Source organism: Streptomyces sp. NPDC029674 (assembly GCF_044903205.1).
GTDB lineage: Bacteria > Actinomycetota > Actinomycetes > Streptomycetales > Streptomycetaceae > Streptomyces.
In genome coordinates, this window is record NZ_JBJDPY010000002.1 from 299,386 (window position 1) to 324,653 (window position 25,268).

Consider the following 25,268-nt stretch of genomic DNA (forward strand, 5'->3'; position numbering starts at 1 on the left):
GGTCCGTGTGTCAGTTCGCGTAACGCGGATGCACGAGGGTGGAGGGCGGCAGCCCCGGCTGCCGGGTCGGCCCGGCCGCCCGCGCCCCGGCACGCACCACGTCCGACCGGGCCGCGCGGAGCAGCACGGACCGCGTCCGCGAGGCGAGCACGAAGCCCCAGTCGCTGGGCGCCCCGGCCCCCTGCGCCGTGCGGTCGGGCCCGGCGGCGAACCCGGAGAGCCGCCCGCCGACCCGGTACGCCACCGTCCGCAGCCCCGCCGCGCGCAGCGTCGCCTCCACCGTCCAGAAGGCGCGCGGCCTGGCCGACAGCGGCCCCGCGTGCACGGCGATCCTGCCGCCGTCGGTGAGGACGCGGGTGGCGAGGCCGTAGAACTCCTGGGAGTACAGCTTCGTGCTGGCCGTGATGCCGGGGTCGGGCAGGTCGGAGATCACCACGTCGTACCTGGCGCGGGCCTGGCGCAGCCAGCTGAACGCGTCGGTGTGCACCGCCCGCACCCGGGGGTCGCGGTAGGCCCGGCCGTTGAGCTCGCTCAGGGCCGGGTCGTGCCGCGCGAGGTCGACGACGGCGGCGTCCAGTTCGACGATGTCGACGCGGCGCACGCCCGGGTGGCGCAGGATCTCGCGGGCGGCGAGGCCGTCGCCGCCGCCGAGGACGAGGACGCGCGCGTGCGGCCCGCGCATCGCGGGTGCGACGAGGCCGCGGTGGTAGCGCTTCTCGTCGCGTCCGCTGATGCGCAGCCGGCCGTCGAGGAAGAGGTCGAGGGAGCCCCGCCGGCCGCCGGTGAGGACGACCTCCTGGACGTCGGTCTGTACGGCGACCCGGATGTCCCCGCCGTACACCGCGCGCCGCGCGGCCCGTTCGAAGTCGTCGACGAGCACGGCGGCGGAGGCGAGCAGGGAGAGGACCACCACGTTGGCGGTGAGCAGCACCCAGCGGGCGCGCACGCTCAGGTCCTGCCGGAACAGGCCGAGGACGAGCGCGCCGCCCGCGACGGCGTTGACCGCGCCGGTGAACAGGGCGCCCGTCAGCTGCCCGAACACCGGAAGCAGCAGAAAGGGGAAGGCGAGCCCGCCGACCAGGGCGCCCACGTAGTCGGCGGCGAACAGGTCGGCGACGGCGCCGCCCGCGTCCTGCCGCCGGATGCGCTGGATGAGCACCATCAGGAGCGGCACCTCGGCGCCGATGAGGATGCCGATGGCGAGGGAGAACGCGACGAGCAGGTAGCGCGAGCCGCCCGCCCACACCTCTCCGCTGTCGCCGGACCACGCGAACGCCGCGTACAACGCCATGGCGCTGCACCCGCCGACCAGCGCGAGCGCCGCCTCGACGAGGCCGAACCAGGCGGCGGCGCGGCGCCGCAGCCGCTTGGCGAGCAGCGACCCGATGCCCATGGCGAAGACCATCACGGAGAGCACGACGGAGGCCTGGGTGACGGAGTCACCGATCAAGTAGGCGGCGAGGGCGACGAGTTCGAGTTCGTAGACGAGGCCGCAGGCGGCGCAGACGAATACGCCCACGAGGACGAGGAACCGTCCTGTCCGGGGTGAGACCGGCAACCGCACCGACGAGTCGAGCACGTTTGGAACGCTACGTCACCACCGGCTCACGCCGAGTCCCCCACATGGGTGCAACTCCCCCTCAGAGCATCGCGGGCAGCGGCACGCGCGCACCCACCCTCGTCCGGGTCGCCACGAGCTGGCCCTCCTGGGGGTACGCGTGCCAGGTGCGCCACATCAGGGAGCCTTCGTGGCGCTGGGCGAGCAGCGCGGTGAAAGCGTGCGGGCTGCCGGGGAACACGCCCGCCAGACCGTGCGGGTGTTCGGCGACGAGTGCGAGCAACTCCTGTGCCCGGCCCGCGAACTGACCCGGCGACAGAGTTTCCACCCGTGCCGCGAATTCGTACTCCCATTCACCCACGCGTTTCGAAACGCCGAGCGGAAGGGGCGTACTGCTGCCCGGGATGCAGGCCACGGTCTCTGAACAACCGCCCTGTTCGTCCTCCAGGAGTACCTGGTGCGAGGCCCCGAGCAGTCTCAACTGCATTTTCGCGTCGGCCAGTTCCAAATCGAGGGTGGCCAGCGCGGGCAATGGCTCGCGCCCCAGGGCCCAGGCCAGGTCCTCGGCGCGCGTGTCGGTATAGACGGTCTTCAGGGTTGTGAGCATGGGTCGGCTCCGCTAACACTCAATGGAGGTGGGGCCGGCGCACCCGGAGAACGGACTCCGGGAGGTCGGAATGCCGGCTCGTGCCCACAAGAACGTCTTACGGGTATCCCGATCGCGGTCTGTGAAACCTGTGGAAACCTGTGCCGGATGTACCGGACGTCCGAGGGCGGTGCTGACGTTTCAGAGGGAATCATGGTCGGCGACGCTGCCACTGCGTTTTTACCCAAGTACGTGTCGTTTCCATCCCCATGAGGGCCACACAGTTCAACTGTTCAGTACAGCCATCCCGGAACGCCCGGGCGCCCGGCGGGAATTGCCTGCCCCGCCGGGCGCCTCGTGGGAATCGGTGGACCAGCTGCCCCGTGTCAGCTGCCTCCGCCGCATCCGCCCCCGCCACCTCCGCCGCCGCAGGAGGAGCTGCCGCCGCCGCACGACGAGCCGCCGCCGCAGGAGTGCCCGCCGCCGCCGTCGCCGCCCCCGGCCCACCAGCTGCCGCCCGACGAACCACCCGACGCCGTGCCCGAGGTCGTCCACCGCGACCTGTCGCGGCGCCGGCCCCGCCCCCCGTAGCTCATCGTCGCGACCAAGGCGAAGATCAGCACCGCAACGAAGACGAAAGCCACGAACATGGCCCTCACGCTCCTTCCGTTCCCCCGCAGCAGGTCCCCCGTGGGCCGGCTCCTTGCGTGTCAGGGAGATGCCCTGGGCCAACCCGGCCCAAAGCAGAGTTGAGGAACTCCAGAGGTTCGGCGCAGGATGGCCGCCATGACGTCCTCCTCCGGCCCCTCCGGGCGCGAGCGCCCGCTGCTCAACCGCCGCCTCGCCGAGTTCGGCACGACGATCTTCGCAGAGATGTCCGCGCTCGCGGTGACCACGGGCGCGATCAACCTGGGCCAGGGCTTCCCCGACACGGACGGCCCCGAGGCCGTGCGGGAGGCCGCGGTGCGGGCGCTGCGCGACGGCCGCGGCAACCAGTACCCGCCGGGCCCCGGCGTCCCGGAGCTCCGCACGGCGATCGCCGCGCACCAGCTCGCCCGGTACGCCCTCTCGTACGACCCCGACCGCGAAGTCCTCGTGACGGCGGGCGCGACCGAGGCGATCGCCGCGTCCCTGCTCGCCCTCGTCGAGCCGGGCGACGAGGTCATCGCCCTCGAGCCCTACTACGACTCGTACGCCGCCTCGATCGCCCTGGCCGGCGGCACACGCGTCCCCGTCACCCTGCGCCCCCGCGACGGCCGCTTCGTCCTCGACCTGGACGAGCTGCGCGACGCGGTCACCGACCGCACCCGGCTGATTCTCCTCAACACCCCGCACAACCCGACCGGCACCGTCCTCACCCGCGCCGAGCTCACCGAGATCGCGAAGCTGGCGGTCGAGCGCGACCTCCTGGTCGTCACCGACGAGGTCTACGAACACCTGGTCTTCGACGACGCCGAGCACATCCCGCTCGCCACCTTCCCCGGCATGCGCGAGCGCACGGTCAGCATCGGCTCGGCGGGCAAGACGTTCTCGTTCACGGGCTGGAAGGTCGGCTGGATCACCGCGTCGCCGGAGCTGGTCGCGGCGGTCCGCTCGGCGAAGCAGTTCCTCACGTACGTCGCCTCCGGACCCTTCCAGTACGCCATCGCCGAGGCGCTCGCCCTCCCCGCCTCCTACTTCGACGACTTCCGCGCCGACATGCTGGCCAAGCGGGACCTCCTCGGCGCGGGCCTCACGGCGGCGGGCTTCGACGTCTACCGCCCGGCCGGCACGTACTTCATCACGACCGACATCACCCCGCTCGGCACCACCGACGGCTTCGCCTTCTGCCGCTCGCTCCCGGAGCGGGCGGGCGTCGTCGCCATCCCGAACGCGGTCTTCTACGACCACCGGGAGGCGGGTGCGCCCTTCGTCCGCTTCGCCTTCTGCAAGAAGACGGCCGTCCTGGAGGAGGCGGTGACGCGCCTCAAGTCGCTGGCGGGCTGACCGCCCATATGACGTGAGAGAGCCCGGCGGGGTGATGTGCACCCCGCCGGGCTCTCACGCGCTTACGGCTGCCTGGCTCAGGCCTGTTCGTCGCCCGGCTTCTCTTCGCCCTCGGCCGCGTCGACCTCGGCCTCCAGGCCCAGCTGCTCCACGAGCCAGCGGTCGAACTCGATCGCGGCACGCACCCAGCTGACCGTCGACGACACGAAGTGCTCCAGCGAGACACCGGTGCCGATCAGCATCTGCGCCTCGCCGATGAGGCGGACCGTGCCGTCGTCGTGCGTGTGGCTGTAGACCTTCGGCCACAGCGTGCGGCGGTTCCAGTCGTCGATCGACTCGAGAAGCCGCTGCTTCTCCTCGATCTGGTGCGGCCGGTCGTAGAACGTCCGCACCGAGAAGACCTGCTGGTCGTCCTCGCCACGGAACATGAAGTACGTACGGAACTCCTCCCACGGCGCCGCGAGGTCACCCTCGTCGTCGACGACGTGCTTGAGCTCCATCTGGTCCAGGAGCTGCTTGACCAGGTCCTGGTCGGGGACGACGGGGCCCGCCGGTCCTGCGCCCTGCTGCGGATCGGGCTGTCCCCCGAAATTCGGAATCGAGGACGGGTCGATGCTCACGTTCTTGTGTCCCTTCGTACGGATTGCCGCCATCCTCTCCCAGGAGGCCCCCCGGGGGGCAAGCCCGGAGCCCCGTCTGCCCGGTTCCTGTCGCTCCCGACTGCGGGCAGTGGTCCGTCCTCGCGCAGTTCCCCGCGCCCCTGGGCGGGCGCTCCGCGCCCCGTCAGGGGCGCGGGGAACTGCGCGAGCAACCACAGAGACGCCGCACCCGGCGGGCTACAGAGACTTGCCCGTAGGGGTGCCCTGCGCCGGGCCGACGATCAGGCCGTCCTCGAAGCGGTCGACGCGGACCACGTCGCCGTCCTTGACCTCACCCGAGAGGATCTCCTTGGCGAGGCGGTCGCCGATGGAGGTCTGGATGAGGCGCCGCAGGGGCCGCGCCCCGTACGCCGGATCGTTGCCCTCGTCCGCCAGCCAGGCCAGCGCCTCGGGCGTGACGTCCAGCGTGAGCCGGCGGTCCGCGAGCCGCTTGGCGAGGCGGGCGATCTGCAGCTCGGCGATGTGCGCCAGCTCGTCCTTGCTGAGCGCGGAGAAGACGACGAGGTCGTCGAGCCGGTTGAGGAACTCCGGCTTGAAGGACGACCGGACGACCTCCAGTACCTGCTGCTTCTTCTCCTCCTCGGAGGTGAGCGGCTCGACCAGGTACTGGCTGCCCAGGTTGGACGTAAGGACCAGGATCGTGTTGCGGAAGTCGACCGTCCGCCCCTGTCCGTCGGTGAGCCGGCCGTCGTCGAGCACCTGGAGCAGGATGTCGAAGACCTCCGGGTGCGCCTTCTCGACCTCGTCGAGGAGGACGACGCTGTACGGGCGCCGCCGCACCGCCTCGGTGAGCTGGCCGCCCTCCTCGTACCCGACGTACCCGGGAGGCGCGCCGACGAGGCGGGCCACGCTGTGCTTCTCGCCGTACTCGCTCATGTCGATGCGGACCATGGCCCGCTCGTCGTCGAAGAGGAAGTCCGCGAGGGCCTTGGCGAGCTCGGTCTTGCCGACGCCGGTCGGGCCGAGGAAGAGGAACGACCCGGTGGGCCGGTCCGGGTCGGCGATACCGGCGCGCGTGCGGCGCACCGCGTCCGACACGGCCCGCACGGCCTCGGTCTGGCCGATGAGCCGCTTGCCGAGCTCGTCCTCCATGCGCAGCAGCTTCTGCGTCTCGCCCTCCAGGAGCCGCCCGGCGGGGATACCGGTCCAGGCGCCGACCACATCGGCGATGTCGTCGGGACCGACCTCCTCCTTCACCATGGTGTCCTTGGACTGGGCGGCGGCCTCCTCCTCGGCCTCGGAGGCCGCTTCGAGGTCGCGCTCCAGGGCGGGGATCTCTCCGTAGAGGAGCTTGCTCGCGGTGTCGAAGTCGCCGTCCCGCTGGGCGCGCTCGGCCTGCCCGCGCAGTTCGTCGAGCTTCTCCTTCAGCGCGCCGACGCGGTTGAGGGACTGCTTCTCCTTCTCCCAGCGGGCGTTCAGGCCGCGCAGCTCCTCCTCCTTGTCGGCGAGGTCGCGCCGCAGCTTCTCCAGGCGCTGCTTGCTCGCCGGGTCGGTCTCCTTGCTGAGCGCCAGCTCCTCCATCTTCAGCCGGTCGACGGCGCGCTGGAGTTCGTCGATCTCGACGGGCGAGGAGTCGATCTCCATGCGGAGCCGGGACGCGGCCTCGTCGACGAGGTCGATGGCCTTGTCGGGGAGGAAACGGGAGGTGATGTACCGGTCGGAGAGCGTGGCGGCCGCGACGAGCGCGCTGTCGGCGATCTGGACCTTGTGGTGGGCCTCGTACCGCCCCTTGAGGCCGCGCAGGATCGCGATGGAGTCCTCGACGCTCGGCTCGGCGACGAGGACCTGCTGGAAGCGGCGCTCCAGAGCGGGGTCCTTCTCGATGCGCTCCCGGTACTCGTCCAGGGTGGTGGCACCCACCATCCGCAGCTCACCGCGGGCGAGCATGGGCTTGAGCATGTTCCCGGCGTCCATGGCGGAGTCGCCGCCCGCGCCCGCGCCCACGACGGTGTGCAGCTCGTCGATGAAGGTGACGATCTGCCCGTCGCTCTCCTTGATCTCGGAGAGGACGGTCTTGAGCCGCTCCTCGAACTCGCCGCGGTATTTGGCGCCGGCGACCATCGCGCCGAGGTCGAGGGAGACGAGCCGCTTGTTCTTCAGCGACTCGGGGACGTCCCCCTTCACGATGCGCTGGGCGAGCCCTTCCACGACGGCGGTCTTGCCCACACCGGGCTCACCGATGAGAACGGGATTGTTCTTGGTCCGCCGCGACAGCACCTGGACCACCCGCCGGATCTCCTGATCCCGCCCGATGACGGGGTCGAGGCGCCCTTCGCGCGCCGCCGCCGTGAAATCGGTGCCGAACTTCTCCAGCGCCTTGTACTGACCCTCGGGGTCGGGTGTGGTCACCCGGCGCCCTCCCCTTGTCTTCTCGAATGCGTCCAGCAGCTTCCTGCTGCCGGCCCCGTGCTGAGTGAGTACGTCCCCGGCCTTGCCGCCCTTGGCCGCGATGGCGATGAGCAGGTGCTCGGTGGACAGGTAGTCGTCCCCGAGCTCCTTCGCGCGCTGCCCGGCGTCGGACACGACGGCCAGCAGCTCGCGGTCGGGCTGGGGCGGCGCGACGGTGGACCCGGTCACGCTGGGCAGCCCCGCGAGGACGCGCTCGGTGTCCCCGCGCACGGCGGCCTGGTCGGCGTCGACCGCGGCGAGCAGGTCGACGATGTTCTCGTTGTCCTCACCCTCCAGCAGCGCGAGCAGCAGGTGCGCGGGGGTCAGGTCGGGGTGACCGTCCTTGACCGCGCGGCTGCTGGCCGCGTTGATCGCGTCCCGGCTCCTGTTGGTCAGCTCGGCGTCCACGTGCGCCTCTCCTCCTTACGGGGTCCTGCGGAGTCCTACGGAGTCGTGCGCGGGCCATGGGGTCCCGGCTTCCGGGTCCCCCTCCCACACTGACTTAGTCAACGTACACAAAGTTGAGTCTATTCCACTCAAGGAGGGGCTGGAAAGCCCGGGCGGCTATGTTCCCTGGTCATGGCCCCGACCCCGCGCATAGACCCGTCCCGTCCGCCCGAGCCCTACCTCAGCTTCTGGCGTGAACGGCACCTCTGCACCCTGACGACGCTCCGCCCGGACGGCACCCCGCACGTGGTGCCGGTCGGCGTGACGTACGACCCGGAGGCGGGGGTCGCCCGCGTCCTCGCCCGCAAGACGAGCCGGAAGGTCGCGCACATCCTGGCGGCGACGGGCGTGGACGGCCCCGGGGCACGGGTCGCGGTCTGCCAGTTCGCGGGCCGGCGCTGGGCGACGCTGGAGGGCCACGCGGCCATCAGAACGGAACCGGAGGCGATAGCGGAAGCGGAAGACCGCTACGAGGAACGCTACGAACGCCGCCCGTCCCCGAACCCCGACCGGGTCCTGATCGAGATCACCCTGACCCGAGCACTCGGCAAGGCGTGACACCGCGCCCGTACGTACTCCCACTCCGGCACACACCACAGCGGCGCCACCGTGTTCAGGTCCACGGTGGCGCCGCTGCTGGGGGAAGCGCCTGCGCGATTTACAACGACGGGGGAATCGCGTCAGGCACTGCGGGGGGTGGCTGTGATGTTGTCCGAGACGCCCATGGCGTCCGGGCCCTGCTGCTCCTGCTGTCCGACCATCTGGTGGTCGCGCCGGTCGAGATTGACGAACACCATCCCGTACCGGATGGCACACCGCACAGGCTGCGGCGCACCTCTGGGCCGCCGCAGGCACCGGTACGCCCGTATCTCCTCCTCGTCATCACGAGTGACGACGATCGGCTCACCGAGCAGGGTCACCATCAACGAGTCACCGCGGTGGGGGATCGCGGTCACCAGATCGATGAAGTGCCAACCGGAGCGGTAGGCGGTGGCCATTTCTCGGCGGAAGGTGCGGTCGTCGGGAGGGGTGCTCATGCCGTGACCCCCCTCACCGCGGAGGGCTTACTTCCGGCCGACTTGGCGCCCCAGACAATGTCGTCCTTCGAGTCCGCCGCCCAGACGATGTCCCCGGCCGGGCCAGACGTCCAGACGATGTCCTGCGTCCCCATCCTCGGCTCTGAGGCAACCGCCTTGGCGCTTCCGGCTCCTGATCCCAGATCAAGGCCGCTGAATGCACTGATGGCCAACCCAGCGGAGAAGGTACCGACAAGTACCGAGCGAAGCATTCCCTTGCGCATAGCGGGCTTCGTCCTCACTTCCATAGCGACTCTCCCCCGGCCTTCCAAGACGATGGCTCATTCAGCCATGCGAGCACCACAGGACCGATGCATCATGTTCCTGCACGTTCAGGACCCTGGGGGGTGGAGGCATGACAACAAAAAGCCCAATTGGGACACATCTGCACTCCGTGGTTGAACTATGCGCCGACGGCAAGCGGCTTTACGCCAGTGCGCTGCGCACCGGACGCGTCCGCCGCAGCGAAGCGGAGGCCGCGCCGTGCCTGATGGAGTTCGCCCTTTTGCACCCCGACCCGGACGACCCGGACTGGCTACGGCCGGCGTCGCCCACCTCCGTGCTGGCGCAGCGCCTCCACCCCATCGAACGGGAGATTTTGCAGCGCAGGACCCTCGCCATCGAACTCACTGATGCCTTTGAGCCATTCATGGCCATCAGCGCGCTGGACCGCCCTGCCGACCATGCCATCACCGTCCTGGAGGGCGCGATCCGCATCAATGCGGCCATCGACGTCGCCACCGCGGAATGCCAGTCCGAGATTCTCACCGTCCAGCCCGGCGGCGGGCGAAGCGAAGCGGTCCTCACCGAGGCAGTGCAGCGGAGCCAGGGAATCATCGAGCGCGGCATCACGATGCGTACGCTCTACCAGCACACCGCCCGGCACAGCCAGGGAACCATTGCCTACGCCGAATACATGAAACAGGGCAAGGTCGAGGTGCGCACTCTGGAGGAGCTCATAGAGCGACTCATGATCTTCGACCGTTCGGTCGCCTTCATACCCGCTCAGGACGATCATCAAGTGGCCCTGGAGATCCGGCACAGCGGCCTCGTCGGTTACCTGGCAAAGGTATTCGAACAACTCTGGCGTCGCGCGTCCCCCCTCCTCGACGAGGCACCTTACGACCCTCCGACCGGAGGGATCACCGGCGTCCAGCGCTCCATAGCCAAACTCCTCATCGAAGGCCACGTCGACGAGGCCATAGCCCGCCGCCTCGGCATGAACGTCCGCACCTGCCGCGCCCACATAGCCAAGATCGCCGCCGCACTCGGCAGCGGCAGCCGCGCGCAACTCGGCTACCTGATCGCCCAGTCCGGCATCCTCGACCAGGACCATCCGAAGTGACCGGACCAGCGGCAGGGAGCACACATGGCCTCGAACCACGTACCGCACCCCGTCGAAGAGCTGTGTGAGGCGGGGCTCAGCATCTACGCCCGCGCCTTGCGTGAGGGGCGTGTCCCTGATGAGGCCGCCGTGGAAGTCCCCTGCCTCGTCGACTTCGGCCTCCTCCACCCGGACCTCGACGACATGCGGTGGCTGCGTCCCACCGCACCGGCCGTCGCTCTCCCCCGCCTCCTGCGCACCATCGAGGACCAGGTCGCCCTTCACCGCCACCGCGAAGACAGACTCACCACGCTGTTCGAGCCGTTCCTCCTCGACGCTCCCGCCGTGGCCACCAGCACGTCCCCCGCCGTGACCGCCCTCAAGGGGATGCCACGCATCCAAGCGGCACTGGAACGAGCCATCAGCGACGCCTCGGAAGAAGTACTCATCATTCAGCCCGGCGGAGTCCGCCCGCCCGAATCCCTGGAGCGGACTCGCCCGCGCGAGCAGCGGATTCTGTCCCGCGGGGCACGTATGCGGACGCTCTACCAGCACACGACGCGCCATGCGCTCCCCGTGATCGCCCACTACGAACAGCTCGTCGGCGACGTCGAGGCGCGCACCCTCGACGAGGTCACCGAGCGCCTCTTCGTCTTCGACCGGACCGTGGCCTTCATCCCGGCCAGCAAAGACCGCACCATGGCCCTCGAACTCCGCCACCCCGCCCTCGTCGAGTACTTCACCACCACCTTCTGGCGACTGTGGCGTCTGGCCACCCCCATGTGGCCCCAAGCCGCTCCCCAACCCGCCGAGAACGGCATCACCACCCGGCAGCACGCCATCGCCGGCCTCCTCGTCGAAGGCCTCACCGACGCCGAAATAGCCACCCGCCTCGGCATGAACATCCGCACTGCCCGCGTCCACATCGCCAAACTCGCCGCCACCCTCGGCAGCAACAGCCGCGCCCAACTCGGCTTCCTCATCGGCCGGTCCGGGATTCTTGACCATGCCGATGGCAGGCGTACCGGCGTCGGTACCGAGCGTGAGGATTCGGACACGTAGAAGCAGCCGTCCAGAAGCAGACACTTCAACTACGGCATCCGGTCCGCCCTCTCCACGCCTGCATAGAATCGCGTCGCTTCAACCAGGCAGGAGGGGGCTCGCATGGCCACGAAGCACTTACCCCACACTCTCGAAGAGCTCTGCGAAGCCGGTCTGTCCGTCTACGCCCGGGCCCTGCGCGAAGGCCGGATCCACCGCAGAGCCACCGAACCGGCCCCGTGCCTCCTTCACCTCGGCCTTCTGCAGCCCGGCGTCGACGACACGCAGTGGCTGCACCCCACCAGCGCCACCGTCACCGTCCTCGACGGGCTCGACCGCATCAACTCGGCCATCGACCGCGCCATGAACGAGGTCACCGAGGAGTTCCTGGCCGTCCAGCCCGGGGGGACGCGGCCGCCCGAGACCTTGGCCGAAGTCTTCCCCCGGGACCAGGCGATCCTCACCCGGGGATGCCGGATGAGGACGCTCTACCAGCACACAACGCGCCATTCTCTGCCCGTCCTCGCCTACTTCGAGCAGCTCGACGGCGACACCGAGGCGCGCACTCTCGACGAGGTCACCGACCGGCTCTTCGTGTTCGACCGGACCGTTGCGTTCATTCCGGCGAGCAAGGACCGCAGCGTCGCCCTCGAACTGCGCCACCCCGCCCTCGTCGAGTACTTCGCCACCACCTTCTGGCGGCTGTGGCGGCTCGCCACGCCCATGTGGCCGCAGGCCGCGCCGCAGCCCGCCGAGGGCGGCATCACCCCACGGCAGCGCGCCATCGCCGGGCTCCTCGTCGAAGGCCTCACCGACGCCGAGATCGCCGACCGGCTCGGCATGAACATCCGCACCGCCCGCGTCCACATCGCCAAACTCGCCGCGACCCTCGGCAGCAGCAGCCGGGCCCAACTCGGTTTCCTGATCGGGCAGTCCGGGATTCTGCGGCGCGCCGAGTGAAGCGTAAGCGTGTAAGCGTACGGATTGTCGCGGTTCGCGCGGGCCTCAGCTCGCTGCGGCGCAACAAGATGGCGCTACCGGACCCTGCGTCCGGCCTGCACAGTGGACGGCAGCGGAGGAGGCAGCCCCAGCCAGCCGGCCGGTGAGCCTCTCCCGCTTCCCCTGAACGCCCCGGGTCGGCTGCCCCCCGTAGCCATCCGGGGCGTTCGCCGTCGTACGGCCGGACCGGGTCAGCCGCCCGCCTCCTTCACCCACTCCCGCAGCAGCGCCTCCCGCACCCCCGCCCGCGGCGACCCGCCCTCATGGCGGCGGCCCCAGTCGGACATCGCGGTCAGGGTGGTGAGGAGGGAGCCCGCGCCCTCCGTGAGGCGGGACAGGAGTTCGCGGGAGAGGTCGTACTCCGTTTGGGAGTAGCCGACCGCCGCCGCCGTGTACGCCGTCAGTTCCGTGTCCTCGCCCTCGGCGTCAGTGAGACGTACCGTCACCGTCGGGGCCTCGTCGCTGCCGCCGAGGCCCACCGTCAGGGCCAGGTCGACCACCGCGCCCACCTGCCGCTTCAGGGTCTTCACCGGAACGTTGTCGACGGTCAGCGCGTGTATGTCCTCCCACGGCCACACTCCGGACTGCTTGTCGCCGAGGGCCAGTACGCCCTCCGGCGTCAGCCGCACCCCGGGGGCGAGGCCTGCCGGCTTCGCCCCCACGTACACATCGCCCTCGGCGATCCAGAACAGGCCCACCATGGCCATGGTCAGTTCAACTCCCCGTACCCAGACCCTTACGTACGCATTGAAGCGGGGCCGGGAGGTCATCACCTCCCGGCCCCGCTTCAGAGTACTCAGCCCGTGATCAGTGACCGGGCCATGGAAACTACTGTTCGGTCGACCGCTTCGGCCGCCACACCACCAGCGCACTCGCCTGCTGCACGTCCTGGTAGGGGACGAGATCGCGGCGGTACGAGGCGTGCACCGCCGCCTCCCGCTGCTGCATCGCCGCGGCGGCTCCGTCCACCGCCGCGGAGAGCTCCGCGACACGGGACTGGAGGGCCGCCACCTGGTTCTCCAGCTCGATGATGCGCTTGATGCCGGCGAGGTTGATGCCCTCTTCCTGCGACAACTGCTGCACCGTGCGGAGCAGTTCGATGTCGCGGGCGGAATAGCGTCGGCCGCGGCCCGCCGTGCGGTCCGGGGAGACCAGCCCGAGACGGTCGTACTGCCGCAGCGTCTGCGGATGCAGACCGCTCAGCTGGGCGGCCACCGAGATGACGTACACGGGTGTCTCGTCGGTGAGTTGGTACGGATTACGACGACGGCCGACCCTATCCATGGGGTCACGCTCCCTTCGCGGCCTGGAACAGTTCTGCCCGCGGGTCGTCGCCCGCAGTCGCCTTGCGGTAGGACTCCAGGGCTTCCTTCGCGGAGTCGGAGAGAGATGTCGGAACCGACACCTCCACCGTCACCAGGAGGTCGCCCCGGGTGCCGTCCTTGCGGACCGCGCCCTTGCCGCGGGCCCGCATCGTACGGCCGTTGGGCGTGCCGGCGGGGAGCTTCAGGGTGACGGGCGGGCCGCCCAGGGTGGGCACCTTCACCTCGCCGCCCAGCGTCGCCTCGGGGTACGTCACCGGAACCGTGACCGTCAGGTTGTCGCCCTTGCGGCCGAAGACCGGGTGGGTGTCGACGTGCACGACCACGTAGAGGTCGCCCGCCGGACCGCCCCGCTCGCCGGGCGCGCCCTTGCCGCGCAGGCGGATGCGCTGCCCGTCCGAGACACCGGCCGGGATCCGCACCTGCATGGTGCGCGACGACTTGGCGCGGCCGCTGCCGCCGCAGACCTCACAGGGGTCCTGGGCGATCAGCCCGCGGCCCTTGCAGTCCATGCACGGGTCGGTGAGGGAGAACCCTCCGCCGCCGCCCCGCGAGACCTGGCCCGTGCCGACACAGGTCGGGCACACGCGCGGTGTGCCGTTCTTGTCGCCGGTGCCGGAGCACGCCTTGCAGGGTGCCTGGGAGGACATCCGGAGCGGCACGGTCGCACCGTCCACCGCCTCCGTGAAGCTCAGCGTGACCTCGGACTCGACGTCCTGGCCGCGCCTCGGCTGCGTACGCGTACCGGCTCCGGCACCCGCGCCGCCGCGGTTGAACAGGCCCCCGAAGACGTCACCGAGGCCGCCCCCGAAGCCGCCGCCGGCCGCTCCACCGCCACCCGGGGCGCCGCCTCCGAAGAGGTCGCCCAGGTCGAAGTTGAACGATCCGCCGCCGGCTCCGGGGCCCTGCCGGAATCCACCGTTGCCGAAGAGAGCACGCGCTTCGTCGTACTCCTTGCGCTTCTTGGGGTCGCCGAGGACGTCGTTCGCCTCGGAGATCTCCTTGAAGCGCTCCTCCGCCTTGGTGTTGCCCTTGTTGGCGTCCGGGTGGTTCTCGCGTGCGAGCTTCCGGTACGCCTTCTTGATCTCGGCTTCGGTGGCGTCCTTGGGGACGCCGAGGACCTTGTAGTAGTCCTTCTCGATGAAGTCCTTGGTGCTCATCCCCGACGTCCCTCCTCACTCATGTCGCTGCCGTCAGCCCTCGTCCGGGCCACCGGTCTCCTTCTCGTCCGTCTTCTCCGCGGCCGCGGAGCCCGCAGAGTCGGCAGAGCTGTCGGACTCGTCGCCCTTGACGGTCTGCGCGCCGGGCTGCGGCTCGGCGACGGCCACCCGCGCGGGGCGGATGGTGCGCTCGCCGATCCGGTACCCCGGCTGCAGGATCGCGACGCACGTCGTCTCGGTGACGTCCGGTGCGTAGCTGTGCATCAGGGCTTCGTGGATCGTCGGGTCGAAGGGCTCGCCCTCCTTGCCGAACTGCTGCAGGCCCAGCTTGGCGACGACGGTCTCGAGAGACTCGGCCACCGACTTGAAGCCGCCCACCAGCTCGCCGTGCTCACGGGCGCGGCCGATGTCGTCGAGGGTGGGGAGGAGCTCGGAGAGGAGGTTCGCCGAGGCGATCTCCTTCACCGCGACCTTGTCCCGCTCCACCCGACGGCGGTAGTTCTGGTACTCGGCCTGCAGCCGCTGGAGGTCGCCGGTGCGCTCGTTGAGCGCGGTGCGCACCTGGTCCAGCTGGGCGGTCAGGCCGACATCCTGGGCGTCCTGCGCGTTCTGCGCGGACGTCTTGCTCGCTGCTGCGTCCCCGGCCGGGGCCGCCGCGCCCTCCTCGGTGGAGGGCTCGGCGGCCTTCGGCGCCGCGTCATCAGGGGTGGCGCCGGAGGGGACGTCAGGCTTCTCGGCGCTCTCGCCGAAGCCCGGGGTCTCCTCGGTCATCAGGCGGCGCCGCCCTTCTGGTCCTTCTCGTCGTCGACGATCTCGGCGTCGACGACTCCGTCGTCCTCCTTGGCCTGGTCGGCACCGGGGGCAGCGCCCTCGGGACCGCCCGCGGCCTGCGCGCCCTGGGCGTCGGCGTACATGGCCTGGCCCAGCTTCTGCGAGACGGCGGCGACCTTCTCGGTGGCGGTGCGGATCTCGGCCGTGTCCTCGCCCTTGAGCTTCTCCTTCAGCTCGTTGACGGCTTCCTCGACCTCGGTCTTCACGTCACCGGGGACCTTTTCCTCGTTGTCCTTGAGGAACTTCTCGGTCTGGTAGACGAGCTGCTCGCCCTGGTTGCGGGACTCGGCGGCCTCGCGGCGGGCGTGGTCCTCGTCCGCGTACTTCTCGGCCTCTTCGCGCATCCGGTTGACCTCGTCCTTCGGCAGCGAGGAGCCACCGGTGACGGTCATCTTCTGCTCCTTGCCCGTGCCGAGGTCCTTCGCGGTCACGTGCATGATGCCGTTGGCGTCGATGTCGAAGGAGACCTCGATCTGCGGGACGCCGCGGGGCGCCGGCGGCAGACCGGTCAGCTCGAACATTCCGAGCTTCTTGTTGTACGCCGCGATCTCGCGCTCGCCCTGGTAGACCTGGATCTGCACGGACGGCTGGTTGTCCTCGGCCGTCGTGAAGATCTCGGAGCGCTTGGTCGGGATGGTCGTGTTGCGCTCGATGAGCTTCGTCATGATGCCGCCCTTGGTCTCGATGCCGAGGGACAGCGGGGTCACGTCGAGGAGCAGGACGTCCTTGACCTCACCCTTGAGGACACCGGCCTGGAGCGAGGCGCCGATGGCGACGACCTCGTCCGGGTTCACACCCTTGTTGGCGTCCTTGCCGCCGGTGAGCTCCTTGACGAGCTCGGCGACGGCGGGCATGCGGGTGGAGCCACCGACGAGAACGACGTGGTCGATCTCGCTCAGCTGGATGCCCGCGTCCTTGATGACGTTGTGGAACGGCGTCTTGCAGCGCTCCAGGAGGTCGGACGTGAGCTGCTGGAACTGGGCGCGCGTGAGCTTCTCGTCCAGGTGCAGCGGGCCCTCGGCGGAGGCCGTGATGTAGGGCAGGTTGATCGTGGTCTCCGTGGAGGAGGACAGCTCGATCTTGGCCTTCTCGGCCGCCTCGCGCAGGCGCTGGAGCGCCATCTTGTCCTTGGAGAGGTCCACGCCGTGGCCGTTGTTGAACTGCTTGACCAGGTAGTCGACGACGCGCTGGTCCCAGTCGTCACCACCGAGGTGGTTGTCGCCGTTCGTGGCCTTCACCTCGACGACGCCGTCGCCGATCTCGAGGAGCGAGACGTCGAAGGTGCCGCCACCGAGGTCGAAGACCAGAATGGTCTGGTCGTCCTTGTCGAGGCCGTAGGCAAGGGCGGCGGCGGTGGGCTCGTTGACAATACGCAGGACGTTCAGACCCGCGATCTCGCCGGCCTCCTTGGTGGCCTGGCGCTCCGAGTCGTTGAAGTACGCCGGGACGGTGATGACCGCGTCGGCCACCTTCTCGCCCAGGTACGACTCCGCGTCGCGCTTCAGCTTCTGCAGGATGAACGCCGAGATCTGCTGGGGGTTGAACCCCTTGTCGTCGATGTCCACCTTCCAGTCGGTGCCCATGTGGCGCTTGACCGACCGGATGGTCCTGTCGACGTTCGTGACCGCCTGGCGCTTCGCCACCTCGCCGACGAGCACCTCGCCGTTCTTCGCGAAGGCGACGACGGACGGCGTGGTCCTGGCGCCCTCGGCGTTGGTGATGACGGTGGGCTCGCCGCCTTCGAGAACGCTGACGACGGAGTTAGTCGTGCCCAGGTCGATGCCGACCGCACGTGCCATTTCGGTTCCTCCAGATGTACTTCTTGAGTGGATCTCGCTCAAGTATGCGTGAGCGCTGCGCTGGCGTCAACAGAAGTGAGTCGAGGGGACTCAACTCTTATCCCCTGCTTACGCGCAGGTAGGGGCGCCTTCCGGGGGCCGGCTTTCGGCTGCGGGTGCGTTGTGGCTGGTCGCGCAGTTCCCCGCGGCCCCTGAACGGCACCACCGCGACCGGCGACGTCACGCGCTCAGGGTTGCCTGAGCGACGCAGATCACCGGGTTGCTGGCTACAGTGCGGCGGAGTAAGTGGGTAGTCTCAGACGGACTGCATAAGTTACCGCTTAGTAATAGTTCGCCTCGCAGGCCCGAGGAGCCCCCAATGCAACTCGCCGCGATCATCGTGTCGCTGGTCCTAATCGCGGTCGGCGTCGCGCTGTTCGGCCGTGCCATCGTGCAGATCTACAAGTTCGTACGACTCGGCCAGCCCGTGCCCGCCGGTCTCAGGACCGACAACCCCGTCCAGCGCACCCTCACCGTGGTCAAGGAATTCCTCGGCCACACGCGCATGAACAGGTGGGGCATCGTCGGCTTCGCGCACTGGTTCGTGGCGGTGGGCTTCTTCTCGCTGCTGCTGACGATCGTCAACGCCTTCGGCCAGCTCTTCCAGGCCGACTGGATCCTGCCGGTCATCGGTGACTGGGCGCCGTACAACGTCTTCGTCGAGTTCATCGGCACGATGACCGTGCTCGGCATCCTGACGCTGATCGTCATCCGGCAGCTGAACAAGCCCGGCAAGCCCGGCCGCAAGTCCCGCTTCGCGGGCTCCAAGACCGGTCAGGCGTACTTTGTCGAGTCCGTCATCCTCATCGTCGGCGTCTGCATCTTCACGCTGCACGCCCTCGAAGGCGCGCAGCACCACGTCGACAGCTACGAGGCGTCGTTCTTCATCTCGTACCCGGTGGTCCAGTGGTTCGCGGGGATGGACCTCTCCACCCTCCAGAACCTCACGTACTTCTTCGCCGGGCTGAAGATCGCGACCTCCTTCATCTGGATGATCGTGGTCTCCCTCAACACCAACATGGGTGTGGCCTGGCACCGCTTCCTCGCCTTCCCGAACATCTGGTTCAAGCGCGAGGCGAACGGCGCGACGACGCTCGGCGAGCTGCAGCCCATGACGTCCGGCGGCGAGCCGATCGACTGGGAGGACCCGGCCGAGGACGCCGTCTTCGGTGTCTCCCAGGTCGAGCAGTTCAGCTGGAAGGGCATCCTCGACTTCTCCACCTGCACCGAGTGCGGCCGCTGCCAGTCGCAGTGCCCCGCCTGGAACACCGGCAAGCCGCTCTCCCCCAAGCTCCTCATCATGTCGCTGCGCGACCACGCGCACGCCAAGGCCCCGTACCTGCTCGCGGGCGGCGGCAAGACGATGGAGGGCGACGAGAAGGCGACGGAGGAGCAGCTCAAGGACGTGCCCGCCGCGGCCCTCGCGGAGGCCGAGCGCCCCCTCATCGGCACGCACGAAGAGAACGGCGTCATCGACCCGGACGTCCTGTGGTCCTGCACCACCTGCGGCGCCTGCGTCGAGCAGTGCCCGGTCGACATCGAGCACATCGACCACATCGTCGACATGCGCCGCTACCAGGTGATGATCGAGTCCGCGTTCCCGTCCGAGGCGGGCACGATGCTCAAGAACCTGGAGAAGAAGGGCAACCCCTGGGGCCTCGCCAAGAAGCAGCGCCTGGAGTGGACGAAGGAAGTCGACTTCGAGGTGCCGGTCGTCGGCAAGGACATCGAGGACCTCACCGAGGTCGAGTACCTCTACTGGGTCGGCTGCGCCGGCGCCCTCGAGGACCGCGCCAAGAAGACGACGAAGGCCTTCGCCGAGCTGCTCCACATCGCGGGCGTCAAGTTCGCCATCATGGGCGGCGACGAGAAGTGCACCGGTGACTCGGCGCGGCGCCTGGGCAACGAGCCGCTGTTCCAGCAGCTCGGCCAGGAGAACGTCATGACGCTGAACGCGGCGTTCGGCGAGGAGTTCGACGACGACGGCAAGGTGACCGACGAGTCGCGCAAGCCGAAGACGGCCAAGAAGATCGTCTCGACCTGCCCGCACTGCTTCAACACCATCGCCAACGAGTACCCGCAGCTCGGCGGTGACTACGAGGTCATCCACCACACCCAGCTGCTCCAGCACCTCATCGACGAGGGCAAGCTGATCCCGGTGACGCCGGTCGAGGGTCTGATCACGTACCACGACCCCTGCTACCTGGGCCGCCACAACAAGGTCTACACGCCCCCGCGCGAGATCATGTCGTCCGTCCCGGGCCTGCGTCAGCAGGAGATGCACCGCCACAAGGAGCGCGGCTTCTGCTGTGGCGCCGGTGGCGCGCGCATGTGGATGGAGGAGCGCATCGGCAAGCGCATCAACACGGAGCGGGTCGACGAGGCGCTGTCGCTCAACCCGGACATCGTCTCCACCGCCTGCCCGTTCTGCCTCGTCATGCTGACGGACTCCGTCAACGGCAAGAAGAACGACGGCCAGGCGAAGGAGTCCCTCCAGGTCGTGGACGTCGCGCAGCTGCTTCTCGACTCCGTGAAGACGCCGGTCGACCCGGCGGGTGACGCCGAGTCGGTGGACGAGCCGGAGCCCGAGCCGGTGAAGTAACGGGAGTACGGACATGGTGCAGGCCGGTTCCGCCTTCGGGCGGGACCGGCCTGTTCGCGTTCGCACCGCTTACTGCTGCGCTACTTCGGGTCACGGTTGAACTTCGACGTCGACCAGAAGTAACCGAGCACCGCGAGCCCCACGCACCACCCGACGGCCAGCCATCCGTTGTGGCCGATCTCGCTGCCGAGCAGCAGGCCGCGCAGAGTCTCGATGGCGGGGGTGAACGGCTGGTACTCGGCGACCGGCTGGAACCAGCCCGGCATCGCGTCGACCGGGGTGAAGGCGCTGGAGAGGAGCGGCAGCAGGATCAGCGGCATCGCGTTGTTGCCGGCGGCCTCGGCGTTCGGGCTGACCAGGCCCATGCCGACCGCGATCCAGGTGAGCGCCGTGGAGAAGAGCACGATCAGCCCGAACGCGCCCAGCCATTCGAGGGCGGACGCGTCGGTGGACCGGAATCCGATGGCCACACCGATGGCGCCGACGAGGACGACGCTCGCGACCGACTGCAGCACGCTGCCGATGACGTGCCCGATGAGCACCGAGGGCCGGTGGATGGCCATCGTGCGGAAGCGGGCGATGATGCCTTCGGTCATGTCGTTGCAGACGGAGACCGCGGTTCCTATCACGGTGCTACCGATGGTCATCAGGAGCAGTCCGGGTACGACGTACGCGATGTACGCGGAGCGGTCGGGCCCGCCCTGACCGAGGCCCGAGCTCATCGCGTCGCCGAAGATGTAGACGAAGAGCAGCAACAGCATGACCGGCGTGAGCAGCAGGTTCAGGGTGAGGGACGGGTAGCGCCGGGCGTGCAGGAGGTTGCGGCGCAGCATCGTGGACGAGTCGCGTACGGCGAGGGAGAGGCTGCTGCTCATCGGGCGTTCTCCTTGGGCTGGTCGTGGGTGGCCGCTGCCGGGCCGGTGAGGGCGAAGAAGACGTCGTCGAGGTCGGGGGTGTGGACGGTCAGTTCGTCGGCCTCGATGCCGGCGGAGTCGAGCCGGTCGAGGATGGCGCGCAGGGCGCGCTGGCTGCCGTCGCTGGGAATCTGCAGGGCGAGCGCCTCGTCGTCCGCGGTGACGTGGCCCAGGGTGCGGGCGGCGGTGCGGTAGGCGTCGGGGTCGGTGAAGCGGAGCCGTACGTGTCCGCCGGGGACGAGCCGCTTCAGTTCGTCGGCGCTGCCCTGGGCGGCGATGGCACCGTCGTTGAGGACGGCGATGCGGTCGGCGAGCTGGTCGGCCTCCTCCAGGTACTGCGTGGTGAGGAAGACGGTGACGCCGTCGGAGACCAGCCCGCGGATGATCTGCCACATGTTGTGGCGGGAGCGGGGGTCGAGGCCGGTGGTCGGCTCGTCGAGGAAGATGATGCGCGGGCCGCCGACGAGGGTCATGGCGATGTCGAGGCGCCGCTTCATGCCGCCGGAGTAGGTGGCGGCGGGCTTCCCTGCGGCCTCGGTGAGGTCGAAGCGCTCCAGCAGGTCGGCGGCGACCCGCCGGCCCTCCCGCTTGGACAGGTGGTGCAGGTCCGCCATGAGGAGCATGTTCTCCTCGCCGGTGATCAGGCCGTCGACGGCGGAGAACTGTCCGGTGACGCCGATCGCGGCGCGTACCGCCTGCGGTTCGGCGGCGATGTCGTGGCCCCCGATGCGGGCCTCTCCGCCGTCGGCGGTGATGAGGGTGGAGAGGATCTTCACGGCGGTGGTCTTGCCGGCGCCGTTCGGGCCGAGCAGGGAGAAGACGCTGCCGGCCGGCACGGCCAGGTCGATGCCGTCGAGGACGGTCTTGTCCCCGTACGCCTTGCGCAACCCGTACGCCGCGATGGCCACGTCGTCGTCCGTCATGGTGACTGCTCCTTCGGAAGCTGCGGGGGGGGGGTGTCGGTCTGTCGGCCTATCGGCCTGTCGGTCTGTCGGTCTGTCGGTCAGAGGCTGCGGGCGCTGATGTCGCCGTAGGAGGTGGTGGCGCGGATGTCCAGCCCGGCGTCGGGGCCCTCGGCGTTCATGAGGGCGTTGTGGATACGGCCGTAGGTGGTGCCGGCGTCCAGGGAGGCGGAGACGCCGCGGGCGACGCCGACCGAGATCGCGCCGGCCTCGGTACGCAGGTCGAGGGTGCCGCGCACGGCCTCGGCGACGCGGATGTCGCCCTTCTGGACGTCGACCTTCGCGGGCCCGGTGAGCCGGCCGACCGAGACGTCCCCGGCCATGAGGGTGAGGCGGGCATCCGCGGCCTCGTCGAGCTTGACCGACCCGTGGGCGGCCTCGAAGGCGATGTCGCCGAGCCGCCCGACGCCCCGCAGTTCACCGGCGGCGACCTTCGCCTCGACGTGCGACCCGGCGGGCAGCTGAACGGTCACCTCGACCGAACCGGAGCCGCCGCCGAGAAGGCGGTTCTTCGGCGCGGCGGCCTCGATCCGCAGGACGCCGTCGCCGTACTCGACCGCGATGCGCTCCGCCGCCTTGACGTCCTTGCCGTTCGAGGCGTCCGCGGGCCGGACCTCGACGGCGGTGTCGGCCCGGTCGGCGGCGATGAACTGGATGCGGCCGGCGGGGATGTCGAGGACGGTGGCGACGGGGGCGGGGGTGTTGAACTTCTGCATGGTGTGCTCCTTGGGAGTTGTGCTGCTTGTTTCCGACACCGCAAAAGCTACGTTGCGTTTGCGGGGCAGGCAACGCCTAAGTTGCACAACTCCCTTATCGCCGCAGGTGGATGCACCTATTTCGTTGCACCGCCTAGAAATTCAACGCAACACAAAAAGGCCCGCCCGTTGCAATGACATAAAACTGAACGCTAAGCTGACAACACCCAGACACTCAGGCGCCCAGACGCCCACCAAGGAGGCCTTGATGCCGGGAGGCAGACTCACCCAGCAGGAACGCCGGCAGATCGCGTCGGGCCTGGCCGACGAGCTCGCATACGCGGAGATCGCCAGACGACTCGACCGCCCCACCTCGACGATCACGCGCGAGGTCATGCGCAACGGCGGCCCCACCGCCTACCGCCCCGACCTGGCCCACCGCGCCACCGAACAACGCGCCCACCGCCGCAGGCAGGCCGCGCCCCGCAGGACGCAGGCGTCCTCCTCGCGGACCCATGGCCGCGACGACGAGGCGGTCCGTGAGTACGAGGAGCTGCTCGCCACCGTCTTCATGCAGTCGGGCCTGCCCAAGATGACCGCCCGGGTACTGGTCGCCATCTCCACCAGCGACGCGGGCAGCCTCACCGCGTCCGACCTGGTCCAGCGCCTCCAGATCAGCGCGGCCTCCGTCTCCAAGGCGGTCGCGTTCCTCGACAGCCAGGGCCTCATACGCCGGGAGCGCGATGAGCGCCGCCGCGAGCGGTACGTCGTCGACAACGACGTCTGGTACCAGTCGATGATCGCCAGCGCCCGGGCCCACACGCAGCTCGTCGAGACGGCGCGGCAGGGTGTCACCATCCTCGGCCCCGACACCCCGGCCGGCGCCCGCCTCGAAAACGTCGCGCGCTTCGTCGACTTCGTCTCCGAGGCCATAGTCCGCGCGGCGGAACAGGCCCGAGCGATCCTCTATACGCAGCCGCAGCGGGACCCCGAGCCCGGCACGGAGCCTCGGTGACGGAAACTTCGGTGGGCCTGCGCCTTCGACGGTCACCGGGGCCGCCCGGTTTTTAGCGGAGTGTGGCGCCTCCGGGCCGCCAGTAAAGGGCGCTCCTACGTCGCGTCGGCTCCGCCGATTCCGCTCCGCTCCACCCTTGACTGCCGCCCCTCCACCGCACGCAAACCTTGACCCGGACGGCCAGGGGTGGGGACTTCGGGGCTCCCTGCTCGGGTCATCCCCTTTCACTGCCGGGTGCGGACCGCCCCAACGTGAGTCCCCGTCACGGTCGAGGCGCCGCCCCCGGCTTCGCCACTCGGGCCATCACCTCTCGCTGCCGAGTGCGGACCGGCCCATCGTGAGCGCACGCCACGGTGAGGGCGCGGCCAGCACTCCGGCTTCGCCACTCGGGCCACCGGCTCTCACCGCCGGGCGCGGGCCGGTTCATCGTGAGCGCGCGCCACGCTTGGGCACGGTCTCCGGCCTTCGGCGTGGCGGACCCGGTCGGGGACCTACTTTGGAAAAGTAGTGAACCGGATCGGCGCGCGCCCCCCTGCCACGCCCCACGCTCCGCCAACCGGTCAGGCATACGAACGGACTCCCCGCTCGGGCCACCCGCTCGCGCTGCCGAGTGCGGACCGGCCCAACGTGGACGGGCATCACGGTCGGGGCTCGGCCAGCCCCCGGCTTCGCCACTCGGGCCACCGGGTTTCGCTGCCGGGCTCGGACCGGCCCAACGTGAGTCCCCGTCACCGTCGAGGCGCCGCCCCGGCTTCGCCGCCAGGGTCATCCCTCTCGCCGCCGAGTGCGGACCGGCCCATCGCGAGCGCGCGCCACGTTCACGGCTCGGCCAGCCGCCCGGCTTCTCCGCTCGGGTCATCGGCTCTCGCCGCCGAGTGCGGACCGGCCCAACGTGAGCGCACGCCACGCTTGGGCACGGTCTTCCGCGTGCTCTCGCCTGGATGCTCCGGTCGGGGACCTACTTTGGGAAAGTTGCGAACCGGGTCGGCGCGCGCCCCCCCCTGCCGCGCCCCGTGCGCCTGTCGTGCATGCCCATCCGGGGGTGGGAATCGGCTGGCGGCTGGGCCCTTGTCGTCGGCAGCGGGCGCGGCCTGCCCGCCCACGGCCTCCCACGGCCTGTCATGCCTGTCGCGCATGCCCGTCCGGCGCGGGAATGGGGCATAGCGGGACCACATGCCGGGGGCGTATTGGTTGTGAAGGGGGGCGCGTGGCGCACGCATTCGCAACTTTCCCAAAGTAGGTGCCGCCCCGCGGCAAGTGCCCGCCGCCTGTCAGCACTCAGCACTCAGCACTCAGCACTCAGCACTCAGCACATCACCCGTGGCTTCCGCTCGCGGTGGGCCACCGGCCCGCCCCGGCCGTGAAAGGTGATGGCCCGAGCGGCGAAGCCGGGCGACGCCTCGACCGTAACGGGGACTCATGCTGGGCCGGTCCGCACCGGGCAGCGCGAGCGGGTGACCCGAGCGGGGAGTCCGTTCGTATGCCCGACCGGTTGGCGGAGCGCGGGGCGCGGCAGGGGGGCGCGCGCTGTTCCGGTTCACTACTTTTCCAAAGTAGGTCCCCGACCGGGTCCGCCACGCCGAAGGCCGAAGACCGTGCCCCAAGCGTGGCGCGGCACACGATGAACCAGCCCGCGCACGGCGGCGAGAGCAGGTGGCCCGAGCGGCAAAGCCGGGGCCTGGCCGCGCCGAGAACGTGGCATCTGCCCACGATGGGCCGGTCCGCACGCGGCAGCGAGAGCCGATGACCCGGGCTGAGAGGCCGGGCGGGTGACCGAGCCCAGACCGTGGCGGGCACCCACGATGGGCCGGGTCGCACCCGGCAGCGAGAGCCGATGACCCGAGCGGCGAGGCCGCGCGGGTGAC

The 25,268-nt window shown here is 69.8% G+C and carries 21 protein-coding genes; 7 read left to right on the top strand and 14 right to left on the bottom strand.

Translation table 11 applies throughout. The features are described from left to right. Positions 1–10: 10 nt before the first annotated feature. The 3 genes from ACI2L3_RS05295 to ACI2L3_RS05305 all read right to left on the bottom strand — a co-directional run bounded on the left by ACI2L3_RS05295 (position 11) and on the right by ACI2L3_RS05305 (position 2,794). On the bottom strand, positions 11–1,579 hold the full coding sequence (locus ACI2L3_RS05295) for a polyamine aminopropyltransferase (protein ID WP_404750958.1): 1,569 nt from the start codon (positions 1,577–1,579) through the stop codon (positions 11–13). A 61-nt stretch (positions 1,580–1,640) separates the two neighbouring features. Beyond that, a complete protein-coding gene (locus ACI2L3_RS05300) occupies positions 1,641–2,165 on the bottom strand; it encodes a DUF2617 family protein (protein ID WP_404750959.1) in 525 nt (174 codons plus the stop codon). 365 nt (positions 2,166–2,530) lie between these two features. Then, positions 2,531–2,794: a hypothetical protein gene (locus ACI2L3_RS05305; protein ID WP_404750960.1), complete on the bottom strand. Its 264-nt coding sequence runs from the start codon at positions 2,792–2,794 to the stop codon at positions 2,531–2,533. A 127-nt stretch (positions 2,795–2,921) separates the two neighbouring features. Here ACI2L3_RS05305 and ACI2L3_RS05310 point away from each other — a divergent pair, with 127 nt between their 5' ends. Then, on the top strand, positions 2,922–4,130 hold the full coding sequence (locus ACI2L3_RS05310) for a pyridoxal phosphate-dependent aminotransferase (protein WP_404750961.1): 1,209 nt from the start codon (positions 2,922–2,924) through the stop codon (positions 4,128–4,130). A 77-nt stretch (positions 4,131–4,207) separates the two neighbouring features. Here ACI2L3_RS05310 and ACI2L3_RS05315 read toward each other — a convergent pair whose 3' ends face one another. Next, entirely contained in the window at positions 4,208–4,750 is a 543-nt protein-coding gene (locus ACI2L3_RS05315) for a YbjN domain-containing protein (RefSeq protein ID WP_404750962.1), read from the bottom strand. A 216-nt stretch (positions 4,751–4,966) separates the two neighbouring features. After that, entirely contained in the window at positions 4,967–7,585 is a 2,619-nt protein-coding gene (clpB, locus tag ACI2L3_RS05320) for an ATP-dependent chaperone ClpB (protein ID WP_404750963.1), read from the bottom strand. A 171-nt stretch (positions 7,586–7,756) separates the two neighbouring features. Between clpB and ACI2L3_RS05325 the strand changes: the two genes are divergently transcribed. Continuing rightward, the gene (locus ACI2L3_RS05325) at positions 7,757–8,182 is read left to right on the top strand and encodes a pyridoxamine 5'-phosphate oxidase family protein (protein ID WP_404750964.1); all 426 of its coding nucleotides are present in this window, start codon (positions 7,757–7,759) and stop codon (positions 8,180–8,182) included. Positions 8,183–8,304: 122 nt separating this feature from the next. On the opposite strand, the gene ACI2L3_RS05330 is transcribed toward ACI2L3_RS05325, so the two are convergent. Continuing rightward, positions 8,305–8,661, bottom strand: coding sequence for a hypothetical protein (locus tag ACI2L3_RS05330; RefSeq protein WP_362987996.1), 357 nt, complete (start codon positions 8,659–8,661; stop codon positions 8,305–8,307). Between the two features lie 394 nt (positions 8,662–9,055). Between ACI2L3_RS05330 and ACI2L3_RS05335 the strand changes: the two genes are divergently transcribed. From ACI2L3_RS05335 to ACI2L3_RS05345, 3 genes are all read left to right on the top strand, one after another. Beyond that, positions 9,056–10,045, top strand: a complete 990-nt coding sequence (locus tag ACI2L3_RS05335; protein WP_404750965.1) for a helix-turn-helix transcriptional regulator — start codon at positions 9,056–9,058, stop codon at positions 10,043–10,045. A gap of 24 nt (positions 10,046–10,069) precedes the next feature. Next, positions 10,070–11,086, top strand: a complete 1,017-nt coding sequence (locus ACI2L3_RS05340) for a LuxR C-terminal-related transcriptional regulator (RefSeq protein WP_404750966.1) — start codon at positions 10,070–10,072, stop codon at positions 11,084–11,086. Positions 11,087–11,188: 102 nt separating this feature from the next. Next, positions 11,189–12,025 carry a LuxR C-terminal-related transcriptional regulator gene (locus ACI2L3_RS05345; protein ID WP_404750967.1) on the top strand — a complete coding sequence of 279 codons (837 nt, stop codon included), beginning with the start codon at positions 11,189–11,191 and terminating at the stop codon, positions 12,023–12,025. Positions 12,026–12,255: 230 nt separating this feature from the next. On the opposite strand, the gene ACI2L3_RS05350 is transcribed toward ACI2L3_RS05345, so the two are convergent. The 5 genes from ACI2L3_RS05350 to dnaK form a co-directional block, all read right to left on the bottom strand. Further along, complete coding sequence (locus tag ACI2L3_RS05350; RefSeq protein WP_404750968.1) at positions 12,256–12,771, bottom strand: hypothetical protein; 516 nt, start codon at positions 12,769–12,771, stop codon at positions 12,256–12,258. A gap of 121 nt (positions 12,772–12,892) precedes the next feature. After that, on the bottom strand, positions 12,893–13,348 hold the full coding sequence (locus tag ACI2L3_RS05355; protein WP_150170163.1) for a heat shock protein transcriptional repressor HspR: 456 nt from the start codon (positions 13,346–13,348) through the stop codon (positions 12,893–12,895). 4 nt (positions 13,349–13,352) lie between these two features. Continuing rightward, complete coding sequence (gene dnaJ, locus ACI2L3_RS05360; RefSeq protein ID WP_404750969.1) at positions 13,353–14,546, bottom strand: molecular chaperone DnaJ; 1,194 nt, start codon at positions 14,544–14,546, stop codon at positions 13,353–13,355. A 33-nt stretch (positions 14,547–14,579) separates the two neighbouring features. After that, positions 14,580–15,317 (bottom strand): nucleotide exchange factor GrpE, encoded by a 738-nt coding sequence (grpE, locus tag ACI2L3_RS05365; protein ID WP_404750970.1) that lies wholly within the window; start codon positions 15,315–15,317, stop codon positions 14,580–14,582. Beyond that, positions 15,317–17,176, bottom strand: a complete 1,860-nt coding sequence (dnaK, locus tag ACI2L3_RS05370; protein WP_404750971.1) for a molecular chaperone DnaK — start codon at positions 17,174–17,176, stop codon at positions 15,317–15,319. The genes grpE and dnaK overlap by 1 nt, the downstream gene beginning before the upstream one ends. A 358-nt stretch (positions 17,177–17,534) precedes the next feature. Here dnaK and ACI2L3_RS05375 point away from each other — a divergent pair, with 358 nt between their 5' ends. Beyond that, on the top strand, positions 17,535–19,817 hold the full coding sequence (locus ACI2L3_RS05375) for a (Fe-S)-binding protein (protein WP_404750972.1): 2,283 nt from the start codon (positions 17,535–17,537) through the stop codon (positions 19,815–19,817). Between the two features lie 80 nt (positions 19,818–19,897). On the opposite strand, the gene ACI2L3_RS05380 is transcribed toward ACI2L3_RS05375, so the two are convergent. The 3 genes from ACI2L3_RS05380 to ACI2L3_RS05390 all read right to left on the bottom strand — a co-directional run bounded on the left by ACI2L3_RS05380 (position 19,898) and on the right by ACI2L3_RS05390 (position 22,409). Then, on the bottom strand, positions 19,898–20,692 hold the full coding sequence (locus ACI2L3_RS05380) for an ABC transporter permease (RefSeq protein WP_404750973.1): 795 nt from the start codon (positions 20,690–20,692) through the stop codon (positions 19,898–19,900). Then, entirely contained in the window at positions 20,689–21,654 is a 966-nt protein-coding gene (locus ACI2L3_RS05385; RefSeq protein ID WP_404750974.1) for an ATP-binding cassette domain-containing protein, read from the bottom strand. Before ACI2L3_RS05385 ends, ACI2L3_RS05380 begins: the two co-directional genes overlap by 4 nt. Positions 21,655–21,734: 80 nt before the next feature. After that, on the bottom strand, positions 21,735–22,409 hold the full coding sequence (locus tag ACI2L3_RS05390; protein WP_404750975.1) for a DUF4097 family beta strand repeat-containing protein: 675 nt from the start codon (positions 22,407–22,409) through the stop codon (positions 21,735–21,737). A 247-nt stretch (positions 22,410–22,656) separates the two neighbouring features. Here ACI2L3_RS05390 and ACI2L3_RS05395 point away from each other — a divergent pair, with 247 nt between their 5' ends. Next, a complete protein-coding gene (locus ACI2L3_RS05395; protein WP_404750976.1) occupies positions 22,657–23,403 on the top strand; it encodes a helix-turn-helix domain-containing protein in 747 nt (248 codons plus the stop codon). The last annotated feature ends 1,865 nt before the right edge of the window (positions 23,404–25,268 follow it).

Bases quoted from the DNA above. Each gene is read 5' to 3' on its own strand.
- ACI2L3_RS05380 (WP_404750973.1), bottom strand. From the start codon at position 20,692: ATGAGCAGCAGCCTCTCCCTCGCCGTACGCGACTCGTCCACGATGCTG.
- dnaK (WP_404750971.1), bottom strand. From the start codon at position 17,176: ATGGCACGTGCGGTCGGCATCGACCTGGGCACGACTAACTCCGTCGTC.
- dnaJ (WP_404750969.1), bottom strand. From the start codon at position 14,546: ATGAGCACCAAGGACTTCATCGAGAAGGACTACTACAAGGTCCTCGGC.
- ACI2L3_RS05385 (WP_404750974.1), bottom strand. From the start codon at position 21,654: ATGACGGACGACGACGTGGCCATCGCGGCGTACGGGTTGCGCAAGGCG.
- ACI2L3_RS05395 (WP_404750976.1), top strand. From the start codon at position 22,657: ATGCCGGGAGGCAGACTCACCCAGCAGGAACGCCGGCAGATCGCGTCG.
- ACI2L3_RS05325 (WP_404750964.1), top strand. From the start codon at position 7,757: ATGGCCCCGACCCCGCGCATAGACCCGTCCCGTCCGCCCGAGCCCTAC.
- ACI2L3_RS05335 (WP_404750965.1), top strand. From the start codon at position 9,056: ATGACAACAAAAAGCCCAATTGGGACACATCTGCACTCCGTGGTTGAA.
- ACI2L3_RS05310 (WP_404750961.1), top strand. From the start codon at position 2,922: ATGGCCGCCATGACGTCCTCCTCCGGCCCCTCCGGGCGCGAGCGCCCG.
- ACI2L3_RS05340 (WP_404750966.1), top strand. From the start codon at position 10,070: ATGGCCTCGAACCACGTACCGCACCCCGTCGAAGAGCTGTGTGAGGCG.
- ACI2L3_RS05300 (WP_404750959.1), bottom strand. From the start codon at position 2,165: ATGCTCACAACCCTGAAGACCGTCTATACCGACACGCGCGCCGAGGAC.
- ACI2L3_RS05330 (WP_362987996.1), bottom strand. From the start codon at position 8,661: ATGAGCACCCCTCCCGACGACCGCACCTTCCGCCGAGAAATGGCCACC.
- ACI2L3_RS05345 (WP_404750967.1), top strand. From the start codon at position 11,189: ATGGCCACGAAGCACTTACCCCACACTCTCGAAGAGCTCTGCGAAGCC.
- ACI2L3_RS05375 (WP_404750972.1), top strand. From the start codon at position 17,535: ATGCAACTCGCCGCGATCATCGTGTCGCTGGTCCTAATCGCGGTCGGC.
- grpE (WP_404750970.1), bottom strand. From the start codon at position 15,317: ATGACCGAGGAGACCCCGGGCTTCGGCGAGAGCGCCGAGAAGCCTGAC.
- ACI2L3_RS05350 (WP_404750968.1), bottom strand. From the start codon at position 12,771: ATGGCCATGGTGGGCCTGTTCTGGATCGCCGAGGGCGATGTGTACGTG.
- ACI2L3_RS05390 (WP_404750975.1), bottom strand. From the start codon at position 22,409: ATGCAGAAGTTCAACACCCCCGCCCCCGTCGCCACCGTCCTCGACATC.
- ACI2L3_RS05305 (WP_404750960.1), bottom strand. From the start codon at position 2,794: ATGTTCGTGGCTTTCGTCTTCGTTGCGGTGCTGATCTTCGCCTTGGTC.
- ACI2L3_RS05355 (WP_150170163.1), bottom strand. From the start codon at position 13,348: ATGGATAGGGTCGGCCGTCGTCGTAATCCGTACCAACTCACCGACGAG.